Annotated in this window: 15 protein-coding genes; 7 read left to right on the forward strand and 8 right to left on the reverse strand. The window is 49.3% G+C overall.

Annotated features, from left to right (window positions below):
- Nucleotides 1-271: 271 nt before the first annotated feature.
- The gene (locus ACF2G4_RS19225) at nucleotides 272-1,288 is read left to right on the forward strand and encodes a LacI family DNA-binding transcriptional regulator (protein ID WP_409076170.1); all 1,017 of its coding nucleotides are present in this window, start codon (nucleotides 272-274) and stop codon (nucleotides 1,286-1,288) included.
- 59 nt (nucleotides 1,289-1,347) lie between these two features.
- Here ACF2G4_RS19225 and ACF2G4_RS19230 read toward each other — a convergent pair whose 3' ends face one another.
- Complete coding sequence (locus ACF2G4_RS19230; RefSeq protein ID WP_409076171.1) at nucleotides 1,348-2,859, reverse strand: MDR family MFS transporter; 1,512 nt, start codon at nucleotides 2,857-2,859, stop codon at nucleotides 1,348-1,350.
- Between the two features lie 77 nt (nucleotides 2,860-2,936).
- Here ACF2G4_RS19230 and ACF2G4_RS19235 point away from each other — a divergent pair, with 77 nt between their 5' ends.
- Complete coding sequence (locus ACF2G4_RS19235) at nucleotides 2,937-3,611, forward strand: TetR/AcrR family transcriptional regulator (RefSeq protein ID WP_409076172.1); 675 nt, start codon at nucleotides 2,937-2,939, stop codon at nucleotides 3,609-3,611.
- 22 nt (nucleotides 3,612-3,633) lie between these two features.
- Here the strand turns inward: ACF2G4_RS19235 and ACF2G4_RS19240 are convergent, their stop codons facing one another.
- The 5 genes from ACF2G4_RS19240 to ACF2G4_RS19260 all read right to left on the reverse strand — a co-directional run bounded on the left by ACF2G4_RS19240 (nucleotide 3,634) and on the right by ACF2G4_RS19260 (nucleotide 9,339).
- On the reverse strand, nucleotides 3,634-4,614 hold the full coding sequence (locus ACF2G4_RS19240) for a LacI family DNA-binding transcriptional regulator (protein ID WP_215848495.1): 981 nt from the start codon (nucleotides 4,612-4,614) through the stop codon (nucleotides 3,634-3,636).
- A gap of 90 nt (nucleotides 4,615-4,704) precedes the next feature.
- Nucleotides 4,705-5,850: a Gfo/Idh/MocA family protein gene (locus tag ACF2G4_RS19245; protein WP_409076173.1), complete on the reverse strand. Its 1,146-nt coding sequence runs from the start codon at nucleotides 5,848-5,850 to the stop codon at nucleotides 4,705-4,707.
- A gap of 1 nt (nucleotide 5,851) precedes the next feature.
- A complete protein-coding gene (locus ACF2G4_RS19250) occupies nucleotides 5,852-6,916 on the reverse strand; it encodes a sugar phosphate isomerase/epimerase family protein (RefSeq protein WP_409076174.1) in 1,065 nt (354 codons plus the stop codon).
- 23 nt (nucleotides 6,917-6,939) lie between these two features.
- A complete protein-coding gene (locus ACF2G4_RS19255; protein ID WP_215848498.1) occupies nucleotides 6,940-8,169 on the reverse strand; it encodes an MFS transporter in 1,230 nt (409 codons plus the stop codon).
- Nucleotides 8,170-8,445: 276 nt separating this feature from the next.
- A complete protein-coding gene (locus ACF2G4_RS19260; protein ID WP_409076175.1) occupies nucleotides 8,446-9,339 on the reverse strand; it encodes a LysR family transcriptional regulator in 894 nt (297 codons plus the stop codon).
- A gap of 276 nt (nucleotides 9,340-9,615) precedes the next feature.
- On the opposite strand from ACF2G4_RS19260, the gene ACF2G4_RS19265 reads away from it, so the two are divergent.
- Both ACF2G4_RS19265 and ACF2G4_RS19270 read left to right on the forward strand, forming a co-directional pair.
- On the forward strand, nucleotides 9,616-9,870 hold the full coding sequence (locus tag ACF2G4_RS19265; RefSeq protein ID WP_409076176.1) for a YdgH/BhsA/McbA-like domain containing protein: 255 nt from the start codon (nucleotides 9,616-9,618) through the stop codon (nucleotides 9,868-9,870).
- Nucleotides 9,871-10,348: 478 nt separating this feature from the next.
- Nucleotides 10,349-10,744: a cupin domain-containing protein gene (locus ACF2G4_RS19270; protein WP_215848501.1), complete on the forward strand. Its 396-nt coding sequence runs from the start codon at nucleotides 10,349-10,351 to the stop codon at nucleotides 10,742-10,744.
- Between the two features lie 97 nt (nucleotides 10,745-10,841).
- Here the strand turns inward: ACF2G4_RS19270 and ACF2G4_RS19275 are convergent, their stop codons facing one another.
- The gene (locus ACF2G4_RS19275; protein ID WP_409076177.1) at nucleotides 10,842-11,726 is read right to left on the reverse strand and encodes a LysR family transcriptional regulator; all 885 of its coding nucleotides are present in this window, start codon (nucleotides 11,724-11,726) and stop codon (nucleotides 10,842-10,844) included.
- Nucleotides 11,727-11,822: 96 nt separating this feature from the next.
- Between ACF2G4_RS19275 and ACF2G4_RS19280 the strand changes: the two genes are divergently transcribed.
- Entirely contained in the window at nucleotides 11,823-12,548 is a 726-nt protein-coding gene (locus tag ACF2G4_RS19280; protein ID WP_409076178.1) for an SDR family oxidoreductase, read from the forward strand.
- A 78-nt stretch (nucleotides 12,549-12,626) separates the two neighbouring features.
- Here the strand turns inward: ACF2G4_RS19280 and ACF2G4_RS19285 are convergent, their stop codons facing one another.
- The gene (locus ACF2G4_RS19285) at nucleotides 12,627-13,022 is read right to left on the reverse strand and encodes a VOC family protein (protein ID WP_215848503.1); all 396 of its coding nucleotides are present in this window, start codon (nucleotides 13,020-13,022) and stop codon (nucleotides 12,627-12,629) included.
- A 344-nt stretch (nucleotides 13,023-13,366) separates the two neighbouring features.
- Between ACF2G4_RS19285 and ACF2G4_RS19290 the strand changes: the two genes are divergently transcribed.
- On the forward strand, nucleotides 13,367-14,584 hold the full coding sequence (locus tag ACF2G4_RS19290; protein WP_409076179.1) for a diguanylate phosphodiesterase: 1,218 nt from the start codon (nucleotides 13,367-13,369) through the stop codon (nucleotides 14,582-14,584).
- A gap of 113 nt (nucleotides 14,585-14,697) precedes the next feature.
- Nucleotides 14,698-15,438, forward strand: coding sequence for a nitroreductase family protein (locus ACF2G4_RS19295; RefSeq protein ID WP_409076180.1), 741 nt, complete (start codon nucleotides 14,698-14,700; stop codon nucleotides 15,436-15,438).
- Nucleotides 15,439-15,533 lie beyond the last annotated feature (95 nt).

Consider the following 15,533-nt stretch of genomic DNA (forward strand, 5'->3'; position numbering starts at 1 on the left):
AAATCACCCGTAAAAAATGGGCAGTTGCCTAAAAACATGGTTCAAAAAGGGAATTTAATCAAACAGATGCGCATTAATGGTCAACGTACGCAGCGTCAAAATTCGTTGAAAAAGGAGACAAACGCGTTAATACGCAGCGTTAAAGTCACATGCCGCTTTGGGATCGATCAAGATAAATTGTGCGACGTGAACAGTGATTGCACCTGACGAAAGCACAGGCTACATTGCGATTCTCTAACCTCAAATAAACCTCAAAAAAGCCCTGCAATTTATGCCTAAATTTACCCTGAAACAGATCGCCGCGCAGTCGGGTCTGAGTCTCGCCACCATTGATCGCGCATTGCATAATCGCGGCAAAGTGCATCCACAAACTCAACATCGCATCCAGCAAGCTATTGCTGATTTAGAACTGCTGCAAAAAGCGGGACTCGCGAAAGGCAGAACGCTTTATTTTGATGTGATCATGCATACGCCTGATCGCTTTCGCGAACTGGTGCGAGAAGCCTTTAGCAGCCAAATTGCCGGTTTTTCATCTTTCAAAATTCAGCTGCGCTTTCATTGCAGCGAAAACATGACGATTGATGAGATCAACACAGTATTGAAGAAATGCGCGGTCCACAGCCACGGCGTAATTTTAAAAGCCACCAATTCAGAACAACTCATTCCAACTATTGATGCCCTGATGAAACAGCGAGTCCCGCTGGTAACAGTGATGTCCGATATTCCGTCCAGCGCACGATTGCGCTACATCGGCATGGAAAATGTGGATGCGGGCAAGGCCGCTGCGTTCCTGATGGCAAAATGGCTGCGGGTTGAGAAGTCACACATTATGGCGATCACTGGCAGTAAGGAATTTATTGGCGAACAAGAGCGTATAGAAGGATTTGTTGCCGCCATGCAGCAATTTGCCCCACAACATCGTGTCAGCGTTGTCGCCGGCGGTTTTGGGCTTGATCATTTAACTTATCAATCAGTAACCGATTTTCTTACATCTCATCCTGAAACCGATGCAGTTTATACCGTTGGCGGCGGCAATGCGGGTATTCTGCGCGCGTTTGAAGAACAACGGATTTTAATTAACACCTTTATTGGTCACGACCTCGATCGTGAAAACCGTGCCTTAATGCAGGCGGGCAAAATAGATGCGTTGATTGAACATAATTTGCAGCTGGATGCGCAACACGCTTTCAAGGCATTACTGGAATTTCATGGCTTTATCCCCAAAACGGAAAGCGCAGCACCCTACTCTAAAATTAATATTATTACGCGCTACAACATGACGACCTGATCGCGAAGACGACATCAGGCTTAGTGGCCTGATGTCGTGCGGTAAGAAAAGGAGAATGTTTAGACGGATTTTTTCAGCGGTACTTCTTTCAAAAACCACGATAACGCAAAAGCGGATAACATCATGCAACCGCCCAACAGGAACGCAGCATGAATGCCTTGACCAAAAGATTGCAGATAGGCTTCTTTAATTTCCGAAGGCAAATGATGTATCGCAACCGGGTTCATCCCATGCGGCAGTTCGGTTCCTTCAGCGATGCGTTGCATCAATGACGACTGCAAAACCTGGGTAAAGATTGCGCCAAATAGCGCCACGCCAATCGAGCCACCAATCGATCTAAACAGCGTTATCGCCGATGTGGCCACGCCCAACATGCGGACTTCCACGGTGTTCTGCACGACCAGCACCAAAACCTGCATCACCATTCCCAATCCCATTCCCAGCAGCCCAGTGAAAAGATAGAGATGCCAAATCGGCGAGGTCAGCGTAATCGTGGTTAACAGCCCTAAACCGATGGAAGCCAACAAGGTACCCATGATGGGGAAAAGGCGATAGCGCCCGGTTTTACTGATAACACGACCGCTGAAAATTGAGGTCAGCAATAATCCGCCCATCAACGGAATCAACTGCAATCCTGCCTGCGTCGGTGTTGCCTCCTTCACCACTTGCAAATAGAGCGGCAAAAAGGTGACGCTGCCAAACAGCGACATGCCAACGATAAATCCCATTAAGCTGCACAGTGAAAAGCTGCGGTTGCGGAACAGCGAGAGAGGCAAGATCGGTTCAATGGCTAACCTTTCTTCATAAATAAAGCCAATCAAGCCCACGAGACCAAAAGCCAGGATGCACCAGAGTTGAGGATCGGACCACGCATGAACGCTGCCGCCCTCACTGGTAAACAGCGTAATGCCCACCAGCGCCATGGTCAGGTACACCGCGCCGAGAATGTCGATTTCATGTTCATTGCGTTTATTAGCCGATTTAAACACTACGCCAATAATGATCAAAGAGAGCAGGCCGAGCGGGAGATTGATATAAAAAATCCAGCGCCACGACATATGCTCAACCATAAAACCGCCGATCAGCGGCCCCAAAATGGTGGCTAACCCGAACACACCCCCAAACAGACCTTGATAACGTCCGCGCTCGGCGGGCGAAATGATGTCGGCAACGGCGGCCATAGTGACAACCATTAATCCGCCACCGCCCAAACCTTGTAATGCACGCGTCCAGATCAGCTGCGTCATGTTTTGCGCTAACCCACACAACATTGAGCCAATCAAAAACAGCACAATTGAGATTTGCAGCATCTTTTTTCGGCCAAACAGATCGCCGAACTTGCCGTAAAGCGGCACCGCAATGGTTGAAGATAACGTATAAGCCGTCACGATCCATGTCAGCTTATCGAGGCCGCCAAATTCACCCACAATGGTGGGCAATGCTGTTGAAACAATGGTTTGATCCAGCGCCGACAGCAACATCACCAGCATCAGTGCCGCAATCAGCAAGCCGACCGACTGTGTCTGAGGTTGTTGCTTAACTAATTGATGAATAAGCGTTTTTGAATCCATAACTTCACCGCTTGTAATTAATTAAATGCACGTTTAATATCGACCATAATGTTTCTCCCGTCAATGGTTCACGAATAATGTCCGCAAAAAACACAGGTTCACTCTCTACGGCAGCGCAAGCGAAAGAGCGTCGTCCCGGACGTCCGCGCGGTGGCGCCATCAATGCCGAGCAGCGCGAACATTTACTGACTATCGCGCTGACATTATTTGCAGAAAAAGGCATTGCCGAGACGTCGTTGAATGCCATTGCCCGTAAAGCAGAAGTCAGCGCCGCGATGCTGACTTACTACTTTCAGTCACGAGAATCGTTGCTGGATATCATTATTACCGAGCGATTTTTGCCGCTTCGCCATGATATTGCTGCCATATTCGATCAACATGCCGACGATCCTCGCACCGCCCTGACGTTGATCTTAGAGAAGATGATTGAAACTGCAGAGAAGCATGTCTGGTTCGCACCGTTGTGGATGCAAGAAATGGCCTCGGGAGAATCGATTTTTCGTCAGCGACTAAAGGCGAAACATGGCGATAACGAACGGCAAAAAGTGGTCGCTATCATTCAGAAATGGCAACAAGAGGGCAAACTCAATGCCGATCTTGAACCGGCGCTGTTAATGAGTTCGCTGATAAGCCTAATTTTGGTACCGTTGGTGCAACTCAGAACAACCGGCGCGCATCCCGGCTTTAGCGGCGCAGATGTTTTGCGACACGCCACCGCAATGATCTCAAACGGTTTTCTAAATAGTCGATAAACGGCTTAAATCAGGCCGTGCATCAGGTACTGGCACGCACGATCAATTGCCAATCCATCAACACTCGCTCGGCGGGCGATTCAGGATCGTCGATTTTTTGCAGTAACAGTGAAAACGCTTTACGGCCAATATCACGCGAAGGTTGTGCGATAGTGGTTAGCGGTGGCGAAACCATTTCTGCCAATTCGGTGCCGTCAAATCCGGCGACGGCAATGTCTTGCGGCACGCGTAAACCGGCCTGTTGAATGGCGGATATCGCACCCGCCGCGAGCGTATCCGACACCGCAAATACCGCATCGGGCCGCTTCTCAGCCGCCAGTAATGTTTCCATGGCGTGTTTACCGGCGCTAAAACTCAACGCGCTGGCATAGGCAATCGCCTGCCATTCAAGCTGATGCTGCTGGAGTTCAGTTTGATAACCCTGCTGACGCAGCTGAGCATATTTATAGCTGAGATCGTGATTGATCAATGCGATGCGCTGACGACGGTTCTGAGCCAGGTAGCGTACAACCTGTTGTGACGCTTCTCTGTCATTGATACCGACACAGGAGATAGCGCCCGCGTCAGCATATTCAGCGCACTGAACCCAGGGTGTAGTGCCGATCAGATGCGCTAATTCCGGCAATTTGCTAAACGCATCCATGGTGATAATGCCATCAACGATTTTGCCGGCCAGCAGTTGCAAACTGGATCGCGAACGTTCGATATCCGAGCCGGAATTACACAGCAGAATGCGATAACCCTTTTTCTCGGCCTGGGCTTCGATCCCTTTCACCACTTCAGCGCAAAATGGATTAGAAATATCAGACACCATCACCAAAATCATTGAGCTACGCGCGGTGCGCAGTTGGCGTGCCAGCAGATTAGGCTGGTAGTTGCTTTCTTTAATGGCCCGTAAAACTTTGGCGCGGTTTGCTTCCTTCACGCTATCACTGTTATTAAGCACCCGAGAGACGGTGGCAACTGACACGCCCGCCAGCTGGGCGATTTTTTGAATCGACATGAAGCAACAGATCCCGCAACAACATTGATGGCATGCAGGCTACCATAAATTACCGCTAAGCAATAAGTTAGCACCGCCATGCCTGAAGGCTTAAACCTTAACCCAGCGCTGCTGTTGATGACTTTTGACAATGGCGTCAACCACGGACATCACCTGCGCGCCATCATAAAAAGTCGCGAACGTCGCCTTGTCACGCGTGGGTGGTGCGCTCTGCGCCACGGCCAGATAAAACTGCTGCATCATATTGCGGAAGGCATCAGGCCAACCTTCAATGTGCCCGCCGGGGAAACGCGCACGTGCAGCAATATCAGCGTTCAGTAGTGAAGGATCGTCAGATAAAAGCTGATTAGCCTGATGACGATGACCGATCCACAATTGCTGAGGCGTTTCTTGGTCCCACGCCAGCGATGCCGCGCTGCCGTTTACCTCAAAACTGAGACGATTTTTTCGTCCCGCCGAAACCTGCGACACGTTAAAGCTGCCTTTGCTGCCATCTTCAAAGCGAAACAGCACAAACCCCATATCTTCGGTGGTGACGTCGTGAGTGTGATACTGCACATCGTCCTGCTTGCCGCTGAAGGTTGATGCGCTATTGACGCTGGCCTTGCGCTTCGGCCAGACAATAGCGAGATCGGCCATCACTTCGACAATTTTTTTGCCCGTGACAAACTGAACCGTGTCGCACCAGTGTGAACCGATATCTGCTACGGCACGTGACGCGCCGCCCTTTGCTGCATCAACACGCCAGTTGAAGTCCGTTTCCTCCAGCATCCAGTCTTGCAAGTAGCTGCCTTGCGCTGAAAATAGCCGGCCCAGCTCGCCGTGGCGCATCATGCTGGCAGCCTGTTGCACCAGCGAAAACTGGCGATACACAAAACTGACGCCATGCACCACGCCCGCTTGCTCTGCAAGGTCAATCAGCTCATGCGCTTCATCCACTGTCATGCACAACGGTTTTTCGGAGAAGAGATGCTTACCGGCGCGTAATACCTGGCGATTAATTGCAGCATGCAAATGATTCGGCGTGCAGTTATGCACCGCCTCTAATCCCGCATGATTGAGAAATGCGCTTACCTCGCTGTACGCATGCGGCACATTCAATTGCTCCGCGTGCTTCAGCGCAGCAGGCTGGCTGGAATCACAAATCGCCACAACCTCGACGTTTCCTAAGCGACGTAACGCTTCAATGTGCGCCGGGCCAATAAAACCGGTGCCAATAATGCCTACTTTGATCATTTCAGGCCCCTTTATCCAAACCCAGTTGCGCACGCACACTCTCGCGCTGATCGCCCTGTGCGGCAAAATCATCAAAGGCGCGCCCGGCAACGGGAATAATGTGTTTTCGGATAAACTCAGCGCCTTCACGTGCGCCAGTGTCGGCATCTTTCAGGCAGCATTCCCATTCAAGCACGGCCCAACCGTCGTAATCGTATTGCGCCAGTTTGCTAAAAATGGCGTTGAAATTAATCTGTCCGTCGCCCGGTGAACGAAAGCGCCCTGCACGATCAATCCAGCGCTGATAACCGCCATATACACCGCTGCGCCCATTGGTTACATATTCAGCGTCCTTCACGTGAAAAGCTTTAATACGTGAATGATAAATATCAATAAACTGTAAATAATCAATATGTTGAAGATGCAAATGGCTGGGATCAAACAGGATATTACAGCGCGGATGATTCTTCAGCAGCGCCAGAAAGCGTTCAAACGTCACGCCGTCATGTAAATCTTCGCCGGGATGAATTTCATAACAAACATCTACGCCGTGACGATCGTACTCGTCTAAAACTGGTTCCCAGCGGCGCGCCAGCTCTGCGAAAGCTTCACTGAGTAACTGTGGATTATGCGGCGGCCAGGGATATAAATAGGGCCACGCCAGCGATCCAGAAAAGGTCGCATGCGACTGCAAGCCCAAATTAGCTGACGCTGCTGCCGCCAGCTTTACCGTTTTAATTGCCCATTCGGTGCGCCGCGTATTGTTGCCGCGCACTTCCGCCGGGGCGAACCCGTCAAACGCAATATCGTGAGCCGGATGAACCGCAATCAACTGCCCTTCCAGATGCGTGGATAATTCGCTGATCACCAAACCGTGCTGTGCCAGCAATCCGCTGACTTCATCACAATAGGTTTGGCTCGACGCCGCTTTTTCCAGGTCAAAAATAGAGGGGTGATTGCAGGGAATTTGCAGCGCCTTATAACCCAGCGCTGCAGCCCACTGCGCCAACCCGCCCAGTGAATTGTAAGGCGCCTGCTGGCCAATAAATTGTGATAAGAAAATAGCGGGTCCTTTTAACGTTTTCACGTACACCTCCAGTTTGAAAATTCTTAATCCCGATATTTAAAAGAGAAGAAGAAAATAACGGTGATTACCGCTGCCGCAACGGCAGGGATCCACCAAAACAGTGCCCAGTTTTGCGCAGAGACTTGCCCCGCAACCAAATTGTTATAGAGCGCGCCGGAAATTTGTGAACCGAGCAACATACCAATACCGTAGGTGAACATCACCACCATGCTTTGAGCCTGACCTTTCACTTTGTCACCCGCGATGCGATCGGTATAAATGAAGCCCACCACAAAGAAGAAGTCGTAGCAGACGCCATGCAGCAGGATGCCAAGATAAATCAGCAGACGTCCTTCTTCGCCCATGCCCATGGCAAACAGCGCATAACGCACGAACCAGGCAAACATCCCAATCAGCAACATGTATTTGACGCCAAGGCGGCGGAACAGCAGCGGGATCACCAGCATAAAGAAGATTTCAGACATCTGACCAAACGACATCAGGGTGCTGACGTTTTCAACACCTGCATCCGCCAGCCATGAAGCGGTAAAGGCGTAATAGGTGCCGAGAGGAATTGAGATCAAGGTGGCGCACAGCGCAAACACAAAGAAGTGGCGGGTTTTCAACAGCGCGAAGGCATCGGCGCAAAACAGGTCGCGCACCTTAAGCGGCAAGCCTTTGGCGGGCGCGGGTGTGTGCGGCAATGTCAGGCTGTAAACCGCCAGAATCACCGAGCAAATCGCAGCCACCGAGAAGATGGATACGCTGGCTGAAATGCCCGTGACACCGATAAAAATGCCCGCCACGATCCAGCCAATGGTGCCAAAAACGCGTACAACCGGAAAACTTTTATCGCTGTTTGCCAGGCTGTGAAACGCAATGTTGTTGGTCAATGCCAGGGTGGGCATGTAGCACAGCGTATAACCAAAGAGTAAGGCGATCAGCAATGAGCCGTTTTCAGCGATCAGCGCTTGAGGCACAAACCATAAGATCACCGCACCTGCCAGATGCATAACGGCGAGCACCTTTTGCGACGGAAAGAAGCGATCAACTAACATGCCCAGCACGAACGGCGACAGAATCGACGCAATTGGCCCGGCCGAAAATGCATCCCCAATCAGCAATGACATGTTGTGCTGCGTCATCACCAACCCGAGCGTAACAGACCAGCTTCCCCAGATAAAAAATTGCATAAACATCATTAGCGACAGACGCGGAATCAGCATCCGCTGGTGCACAGCTATGTTTTCGGTGTTTTGCGTGGTGGAGATCATGATGAACCTCGGCGGTTAAAGTAATCGATTACATTCCTGACCCGTAAAAAGTAATCGATTACAAAATAAGGTTCTCACGAGCTGATCACATTTTATACACACAGAAATTCTCGCTCTGGTTGGCGGCTGTCGCTTACTGAAGAGAGCGAAAAAACCGCAGGAAAAGAGACATGCGCAGCGGGTTCAGTTCAGCGTAAACCTGGCGCAATCTCATCACGCTGTCATGCACTGCAATTGCGCCAAAAGGCATTTACATGCTGAGAAATTCACAGGCGGTTATCCCTGATAACGTACCGCTTCAATCAATTTGGCAAACGCGGCGGTATGTTGTTTCCGGCTGGGGTAATAAAGGTAATACCCTGTAAAAGGGTCGCACCAGTCATCTAACACACGCACTAAATCCCCTCGATCGACTAAATGGGTAATAGTGTCTTCCGGCACATAAGCCACACCCATTCCTGATAATGCGGCATCAATCCTGGAAGCCAGATTATTAAAAATGAGCTGACCTTCTACTTTTACGCGAATTTCTTTGCCCTGCTTATTAAATTCCCAACTGTAAATTCCACCGCGCGTTGGTAGACGCATATTAATACAGTTGTGATTTTGCAATTCATAAGGCGTTTCGGGTTCACCGAATTGCGCAAAATAAGCGGGCGATGCCACCACCGACATACGCCAGTCGGGACCAATACGTACCGCTACCATATCTTTTTCAACTTGCTCGCCTAATCTCACGCCCGCGTCGAATCGTCCGCTGACAATATCAGTCAAGGTATTATCTACAGAAAATTCAATATTCACGTCAGGATAGGTTTGTAAAAACGGTTTAAGCAACGGCCACAAGGTGGATGATAATGCATGTTCACCCGCCGTAATACGGATATTCCCGGAAGTTTTGCCTAAATTATCCGACAAACTCACCAGCTCTTTTTCGATATTGGCAAACAGCGGAGCAACGTTTTCGATTAACCGTTCTCCCGCTTCAGTCGGCGCAACGCTGCGTGTAGTGCGCGTCAATAACCGCGTATTCAATCTCTCTTCTAACGCGCGAATGGCGTGGCTAAGCGCCGATTGCGACACCCCTAACTTTGCTGCTGCGCGAGTAAAACTGCGCTCTTTCGCCACCATGACCAGGTAAATAAGGTCATTGAAATTTTCTTTTAACATGGTCGGTTCTCGTCGGTGGGGAAATGCACTGAATAAGCTGAATATATGCGCAAATCTCAATAATTTCTAAATTTTGCTTTGCCACAATGTGATGTAGACAGAGTTATAGCGGGCTTGACGCCTTGGCGCTTCACTTTTTGGCGCAGTATTGATGATCATCATTCATAACGCCTATCGTGTTTAGTGCTCTAATTTAGTGTGATTGTTGATGATGCGATTTCGTTGAAGTTGGCTTTATCGATATCTTTTCATTCATCCTGATACATCGAGGTCATTATGAACACCATTAAAACTACGCTGCTTTTGCTTGCCACGCTGCTAACAATCAACAGCGCCTTGGCGGTAAATGTGACCAACGACGTTACGGGTAAAGAGAAAATTGGCGTGGTCTCCGCGCAAGGCGCTTATTCTCTCAACCGCTTAACTGAAAAACTCTCCGATAAAGCCGCCGCTGAAGGGGCTTCTTCAATGAAGATCGTCTCCGCAGGCGGTGAAAATAAACTTTATGGCGTTGCTGAAATATACCGTTAATCCGCAAGGACGAAAGTACGTCAAAACAAGCCAGCGCTTCAAATAACAATATTGTCTGATTTATTAACTTCCCTTGTTTATGGCACGTTGTCATCGGCTTGTTGCGCCATTTCGCCCTTTTCCCTGCTTCTTTAATGGTTGTACGTAATCGCTTCGGCAGCAATCAACATGACGACGACGATGATGAATAAGCGCTGAGTTTTGCGTAATCAAAGCCAGTCATGATGATGGCTGGCTTATTTTTCGGCTTGATGTGTATGAGCCCGCGTTAAAGCGCAGGTGTTTCCATAGAGATTATTCTGCTTAACTCTTCTGAGGCTTCTGTAAAATGCTCTTAACTCTCTTTTCATTCTCAATACGCTTAGAAAATTAATGAAAATAAGTCATAGATGCATTCTCGTTTTCTCCTCTAATCTTCATAAAACGATTTTGCTAGAGTTAACGTCATCGCCACATTTCCCGCTTTAAGGAGAAACAGATGAAAATTATCGCCAACGGATCCCAACCATCACGCAAAGGCCCTGAAGACTATTTTACCGGTACCGTGCGCATTGATTCGCCTTTTCAGGCTACCGAACCCGCACGTGTCGGCGGCGCTACCGTGACTTTCGAGCCGGGTGCGCGCACTGCATGGCATACACATCCACTTGGACAAACGTTGATTGTGATCCATGGCCAAGGCTGGATTCAATGTGAAGGCGAAGAGATTCGCGTCATGAATCAGGGCGACATTGTCTGGATTCCAGAAGATGTTAAGCACTGGCACGGTGCGACGCCGGAAACAGCAATGACGCACATTGCCATCGCTGAGTCAGTAAACGGCAGCCCGGTTGACTGGATGGAAAAAGTCAGCGACGAGCAATACCGTAAATAAGCGGCTGTTGTTAGACAGCAATAAAAAAGCCTGTGTAATGCAGGCTTTTTAGTTAGCGTGTACTTACTTTCATCAAACCTTTGCCCCCTTCGCTCATTCACATCTTCACGTGATCAATGAGTGCGCGAAGTTTGGCTGCCAGATTCTTTCTGCTGGGAAAATAAAGATAAAAACCAGCAAAGGTGGGTAACCAGGCATCCAGTAACGTTACCAACTCGCCCCGATCGATATAAGACCTGAACGTCTCTTCCATACCAAACGTGATACCGCCGCCCGCGCAGGCGGTGCGAATCATGACGCCCATATCATTGGTGGTGAGTTGCGGATTAACCGCCACGTCAAATTCACGCCCGTTCTCAGCAAATTCCCAGCGATAAGGCGATAATCCCGGCCCTTTACGCCAACCAATACAGCGATGTTGAATCAATTCATTAGGGTGTTGTGGCGTGCCATAGCGCGCCAGATAATAGGGTGCCGCGACAGTAACCTGCCGTTGCCGTGAAGAAACCGGCACGGCGATCATATCCTGCGCAATGATTTCCCCCAGCCGCACGCCAGCGTCATAGCCTTGCGCCACAATGTCGAATTCGTCGTCAGTGACAGTGATATCCAGTTCAACCTGCGGATAACGTTCAATAAACGATGCCAGTAATTCTCCGCCTATTATCCGCTCAGCAATGGAAGAGATCGCCAGACGCAGCTGTCCACGCGGTTCACCCGCCAGCTCGGTAATGTCAGAAACGGCGCGATTCAGTTGCAGCATGGCGGGTGCAACGTCGGCATAGAGTCGTTCGCCCGCTTCTGTGAGGCTAATACTGCGCGTTGTACGTCGCATCAATGAGATGTTTAGCCGATCTTCCAGTCGACGTAATGCCTGACTGATTGCCGGGCGTGTTACGCCAAGCCGCTCAGCAGCAACGCGGAAATTGCGCGTTTCGGCTACCGTAACAAACACATCCAGCGCATTTTTATCTAACTGCATTGGTTAGTTCCTGTTACCAGTCCATGAAGGAATAGGTGGCTTATCTTTATAGCTGAGAGCCTTTACGATCACTAGCGATATCTAAACAGGAGATGAATGATGAACAAAGTGATCTTAATAACTGGTGCATCAAGTGGAATTGGTGCAGGCATTGCCCGCGAACTGGCTGCTGCTGGCGCAACGCTCTTATTGGGCGCGCGTCGTGTAGATCGTCTGCAAACATTGGCCGAAGAACTGCGCTTTAATGGCGCAGACGTTGCCGTTCAGTCGCTTGACGTCACGCAACGTGAATCTGTACAACGATTTGCTCAAGTCGCGCTGGAAAAATGGGGACGCATTGATGTGATGATCAATAACGCAGGCATCATGCCGTTGTCGCCGATGGCATCACTTCACGTCGACGAGTGGGACCAGATGATCGATGTGAACATTAAAGGTGTGCTGCACGGAATCGCTGCGGTATTGCCGACAATGCTGACGCACCAACGCGGGCATATCGTTAATATTGCCTCCATTGGTGCATTAGCGGTGTCGCCCACGGCGGCCGTCTATTGTGCGACAAAGTTTGCAGTGCGCGCCCTCTCCGATGGATTACGCCAGGAAAACAGCCAGCTACGTGTGACCTGCGTTCATCCAGGCGTGGTAGAAAGTGAATTGGCGAATACCATCACCGACCCGTCAGCCGCCGATGTGATGAAAAGCTACCGCGCAATAGCACTGCAGCCCGATGCGATTGGTCGTGCGGTGCGTTACGCGATTGAACAACCGGATGATGTTGATGTGAATGAGATCGTCGTTCGCCCTACTCGCGCGCCACACTAATCCACGCCCCGATGTTGCGGCATCGGGGCGTGGCTCTCTTCCTGACGCCTGCAGAAATACACCAAGATTTTACCCGCATTATTCGGCGTTACAGAACATCGCCAGTTTATTTCCGGCGGGATCGCGCAAATAGGCAACATAGAAATTGCTGCTATAGCGCTCACGAATGCCCGGATCACCCTCATCCGTTCCGCCTGCCATTAAACCCGCTGCATAGATCTCATCAACTAACTGACGCGTTTTAACACGAAACCCGGGCATCATGCCGTTGCCGGGTTCTGCTTTGCCGCCGTTGTAGGGTTTGCTGATAAACACCGCGCCGGGACCATTGTGTCGATCCGGTATATCGGGCAGCGAAAAGATGAGTTGCTCACCATCTACCTCTTTTTCATAACCCAGTGGCAGTAAAACAGCGGCGTAAAATTGCCCGGAAAGTTCAACATCATTGGCACCGATAAAAAGATAGCTAAGCATTGTGGCTCCTGTTTTTCACCGTTTAGAAAATCATTTTTACGCAATAAACCATCAAGGTTAAAAAAATTGTGTCGATAATTAAAATCCTGGTCCAACGTTCGTCGAGTTGCCATTTTGGATCGGTATAAAATTAACCCAATAATTACTAACAGGTTTTAACGCTACGCTTTCTTTAAAATTTGCTTTTATCCTGCGAGTATTGCGTAGGCAGGCTTTAAACGAAACGGAATAAAGATGACCCTGGCTTAAAAAGAGTAAACCGCCGGATGGAAAATGCGTCAGACACGTTCTAAAGTGCACCTGCTTATTCATGCCAGCTAAAAATAGAGATCTCGAGAACGACTATGCTGTCGACACTTATCTACAGAAGCCATCTGTCTGCAGGCGTATCGTTGGGTGCGTTAGCGCACACCATAGAAAAGTCCAGAATCAACAATGAGAAGATCCACGTTACCGGCATTTTGCTGTTTGACGGCGCGCATTTTTTTCAGGTTTTGGAAGGGCCTGATGCGAGTGTAAGCGCTGTTTATGAACGTATCTGCCATGACAAGCGGCACAACAATTTGGTTGAGTTGATGCGCGACTACGCACCCGCCCGGCGTTTTGGCCACCTCGGCATGGAGCTTTTTGACCTGCGCCATTATGAAAAAAAACGGGTACTGCAAGCCGTGCTGGCTAAAGGAACGTCCCGCTTTAATTTGACTTATGATGACAGAGTGCTGAAATTCATTCGCACTTTTGTTGAAGATGATAATAAAAAACCCTTTATAAATACGGCTCATCTAGAAAACTGGGATCTTATTCAGCTTCCGGTCACGCCACGCAGAGAATATGACAATTTCCAGCCGGGTCAGAACTGCCAGTTTGCCTTACAACCCATTGTTGATGTCGCTAATAAAAAAGTTATCTCTTTCGAAGCGCTTATTCGCAGTCCAGATGGCGGTTCACCGGTTGAGTATTTTTCTACACTGTCTAAAGATGCGCTTTATAAAGCTGATCTCGACTCAAAACGCTTTGCTTTTGCGCTGGCAAATAAAATGGGCATGGTTGATCAGACAATTTCAGTGAATCTCTTACCGATGTCTTTAGTGACAACAAAAAATGCGGTAGATATTTTACTCAGCGAGATCAAGGCCAGCGGACTGGTTCCTGAGCAAGTCGTAGTAGAGGTGACGGAGGATGAGGTCATCTCTCGTTTTGACGAATTTGATTTTGCTATCAAACAATTACGATCGGCTGGCATTGGCTTAGCCATTGATGACTTCGGCGCGGGTTTTGCCGGCCTTTCATTGCTGGCGAAATTTCAACCTGAAAAAGTTAAGATCGATCGCAATATTATCTGTGATGTTCATAAAAGCGGGCCGAAACAAGCGATTGTTCAGGCAATAATAACCTGCTGTACGTTACTGGAAATTACGGTTATTGCGGAAGGTATTGAGAAATTAGAAGAGTGGTTATGGCTTGAAGCAGCGGGTATTCGTTATTACCAAGGTTTTTTATTTGCTCGCCCACAGCTTAATGGCGTTTCGCCGGTGAACTGGCCGATAATCAAAGATGAATAAACAGCCTGTTTACCCTGCCATGTGATAAGTGGACACGCACATCAAGCAAAAGGTGTTAAACGCCAAACTTTCAACATTGTATAGTTGTCGGCGTTTATAACCGGAGAAAAAAAATGAATCCCGTTTTTGATATTTTTACCAGCCATAAAAGTGAACGCAGCTTCACCGAACAATCCATTGATGAAGCTGCACTGGACCGTATCGTCGCATCTGCCTATCGTGCGCCAACTTCCGTCAATTCACAGCAGGTTTCACTGGTTATCTCTCGCAAGGCGGAATCCCGTGAAAAAATCGCCGCTATCGCAGGCGGTCAACCCTGGATTGCCAAGGCGCCGGTCTTTATTACTTTTGTGTTGGATATGCACAAGTCTGGCCAGGCGATGGCCGCCATCGATAAACAGCAAATTGCTCAGCAAAGTATCGAAAGCATCGTTTCAGGCGCCACTGACGTCGGCATCGCGTTAGGGGCGGTTATGGCAGCGGCTCGCGCGGAAGGATTAGGCATTGTGCCCATCGGCGGCATTCGCCGTGATCCAGAAGCGATGATCGATCTGCTTAAACTCCCGGCTCATACTTTCCCGGTGGTGGGTGTCGTGATTGGGCATGTTGATGTTCCAGCGCATCAGAAACCGCGCCTGCCTGTTGCCACTTTCCGTCATGAAGAAACATACCAATCTGCTGATTTAGCACAGCACATCTCAGACTACAATCAGGAAATGGTTGCACACTGGCAGAACATTGGACGCAACGACGGCGAAAGCTGGAGCGAAAGCGTCAGCGGTTACTACCAGAACATTTACTTCCCGAAAGTCTTATCCGCGCTGCTGAAACAAGGTTTTGGCAACGATAAATAATCGTCACTTTTCCCACTACGCGACTTTGTCGTGGTGGGAATTGCCCTTCCCCCTCTCGTTTCCTGCCTCTTTCAACGTCATAACACGAATTTGCA

Source organism: Pantoea phytostimulans, assembly GCF_046118715.1.
Lineage (GTDB): Bacteria > Pseudomonadota > Gammaproteobacteria > Enterobacterales > Enterobacteriaceae > Pantoea > Pantoea phytostimulans.

What these genes read in the sequence shown, in the direction of transcription:
- ACF2G4_RS19225 (WP_409076170.1), top strand. Translation starts at nt 272, where the DNA reads ATGCCTAAATTTACCCTGAAACAGATCGCCGCGCAGTCGGGTCTGAGT.
- ACF2G4_RS19230 (WP_409076171.1), bottom strand. Translation starts at nt 2,859, where the DNA reads ATGGATTCAAAAACGCTTATTCATCAATTAGTTAAGCAACAACCTCAG.
- ACF2G4_RS19235 (WP_409076172.1), top strand. Translation starts at nt 2,937, where the DNA reads ATGTCCGCAAAAAACACAGGTTCACTCTCTACGGCAGCGCAAGCGAAA.
- ACF2G4_RS19240 (WP_215848495.1), bottom strand. Translation starts at nt 4,614, where the DNA reads ATGTCGATTCAAAAAATCGCCCAGCTGGCGGGCGTGTCAGTTGCCACC.
- ACF2G4_RS19245 (WP_409076173.1), bottom strand. Translation starts at nt 5,850, where the DNA reads ATGATCAAAGTAGGCATTATTGGCACCGGTTTTATTGGCCCGGCGCAC.
- ACF2G4_RS19255 (WP_215848498.1), bottom strand. Translation starts at nt 8,169, where the DNA reads ATGATCTCCACCACGCAAAACACCGAAAACATAGCTGTGCACCAGCGG.
- ACF2G4_RS19260 (WP_409076175.1), bottom strand. Translation starts at nt 9,339, where the DNA reads ATGTTAAAAGAAAATTTCAATGACCTTATTTACCTGGTCATGGTGGCG.
- ACF2G4_RS19265 (WP_409076176.1), top strand. Translation starts at nt 9,616, where the DNA reads ATGAACACCATTAAAACTACGCTGCTTTTGCTTGCCACGCTGCTAACA.
- ACF2G4_RS19270 (WP_215848501.1), top strand. Translation starts at nt 10,349, where the DNA reads ATGAAAATTATCGCCAACGGATCCCAACCATCACGCAAAGGCCCTGAA.
- ACF2G4_RS19275 (WP_409076177.1), bottom strand. Translation starts at nt 11,726, where the DNA reads ATGCAGTTAGATAAAAATGCGCTGGATGTGTTTGTTACGGTAGCCGAA.
- ACF2G4_RS19280 (WP_409076178.1), top strand. Translation starts at nt 11,823, where the DNA reads ATGATGAACAAAGTGATCTTAATAACTGGTGCATCAAGTGGAATTGGT.
- ACF2G4_RS19285 (WP_215848503.1), bottom strand. Translation starts at nt 13,022, where the DNA reads ATGCTTAGCTATCTTTTTATCGGTGCCAATGATGTTGAACTTTCCGGG.
- ACF2G4_RS19290 (WP_409076179.1), top strand. Translation starts at nt 13,367, where the DNA reads ATGCTGTCGACACTTATCTACAGAAGCCATCTGTCTGCAGGCGTATCG.
- ACF2G4_RS19295 (WP_409076180.1), top strand. Translation starts at nt 14,698, where the DNA reads ATGAATCCCGTTTTTGATATTTTTACCAGCCATAAAAGTGAACGCAGC.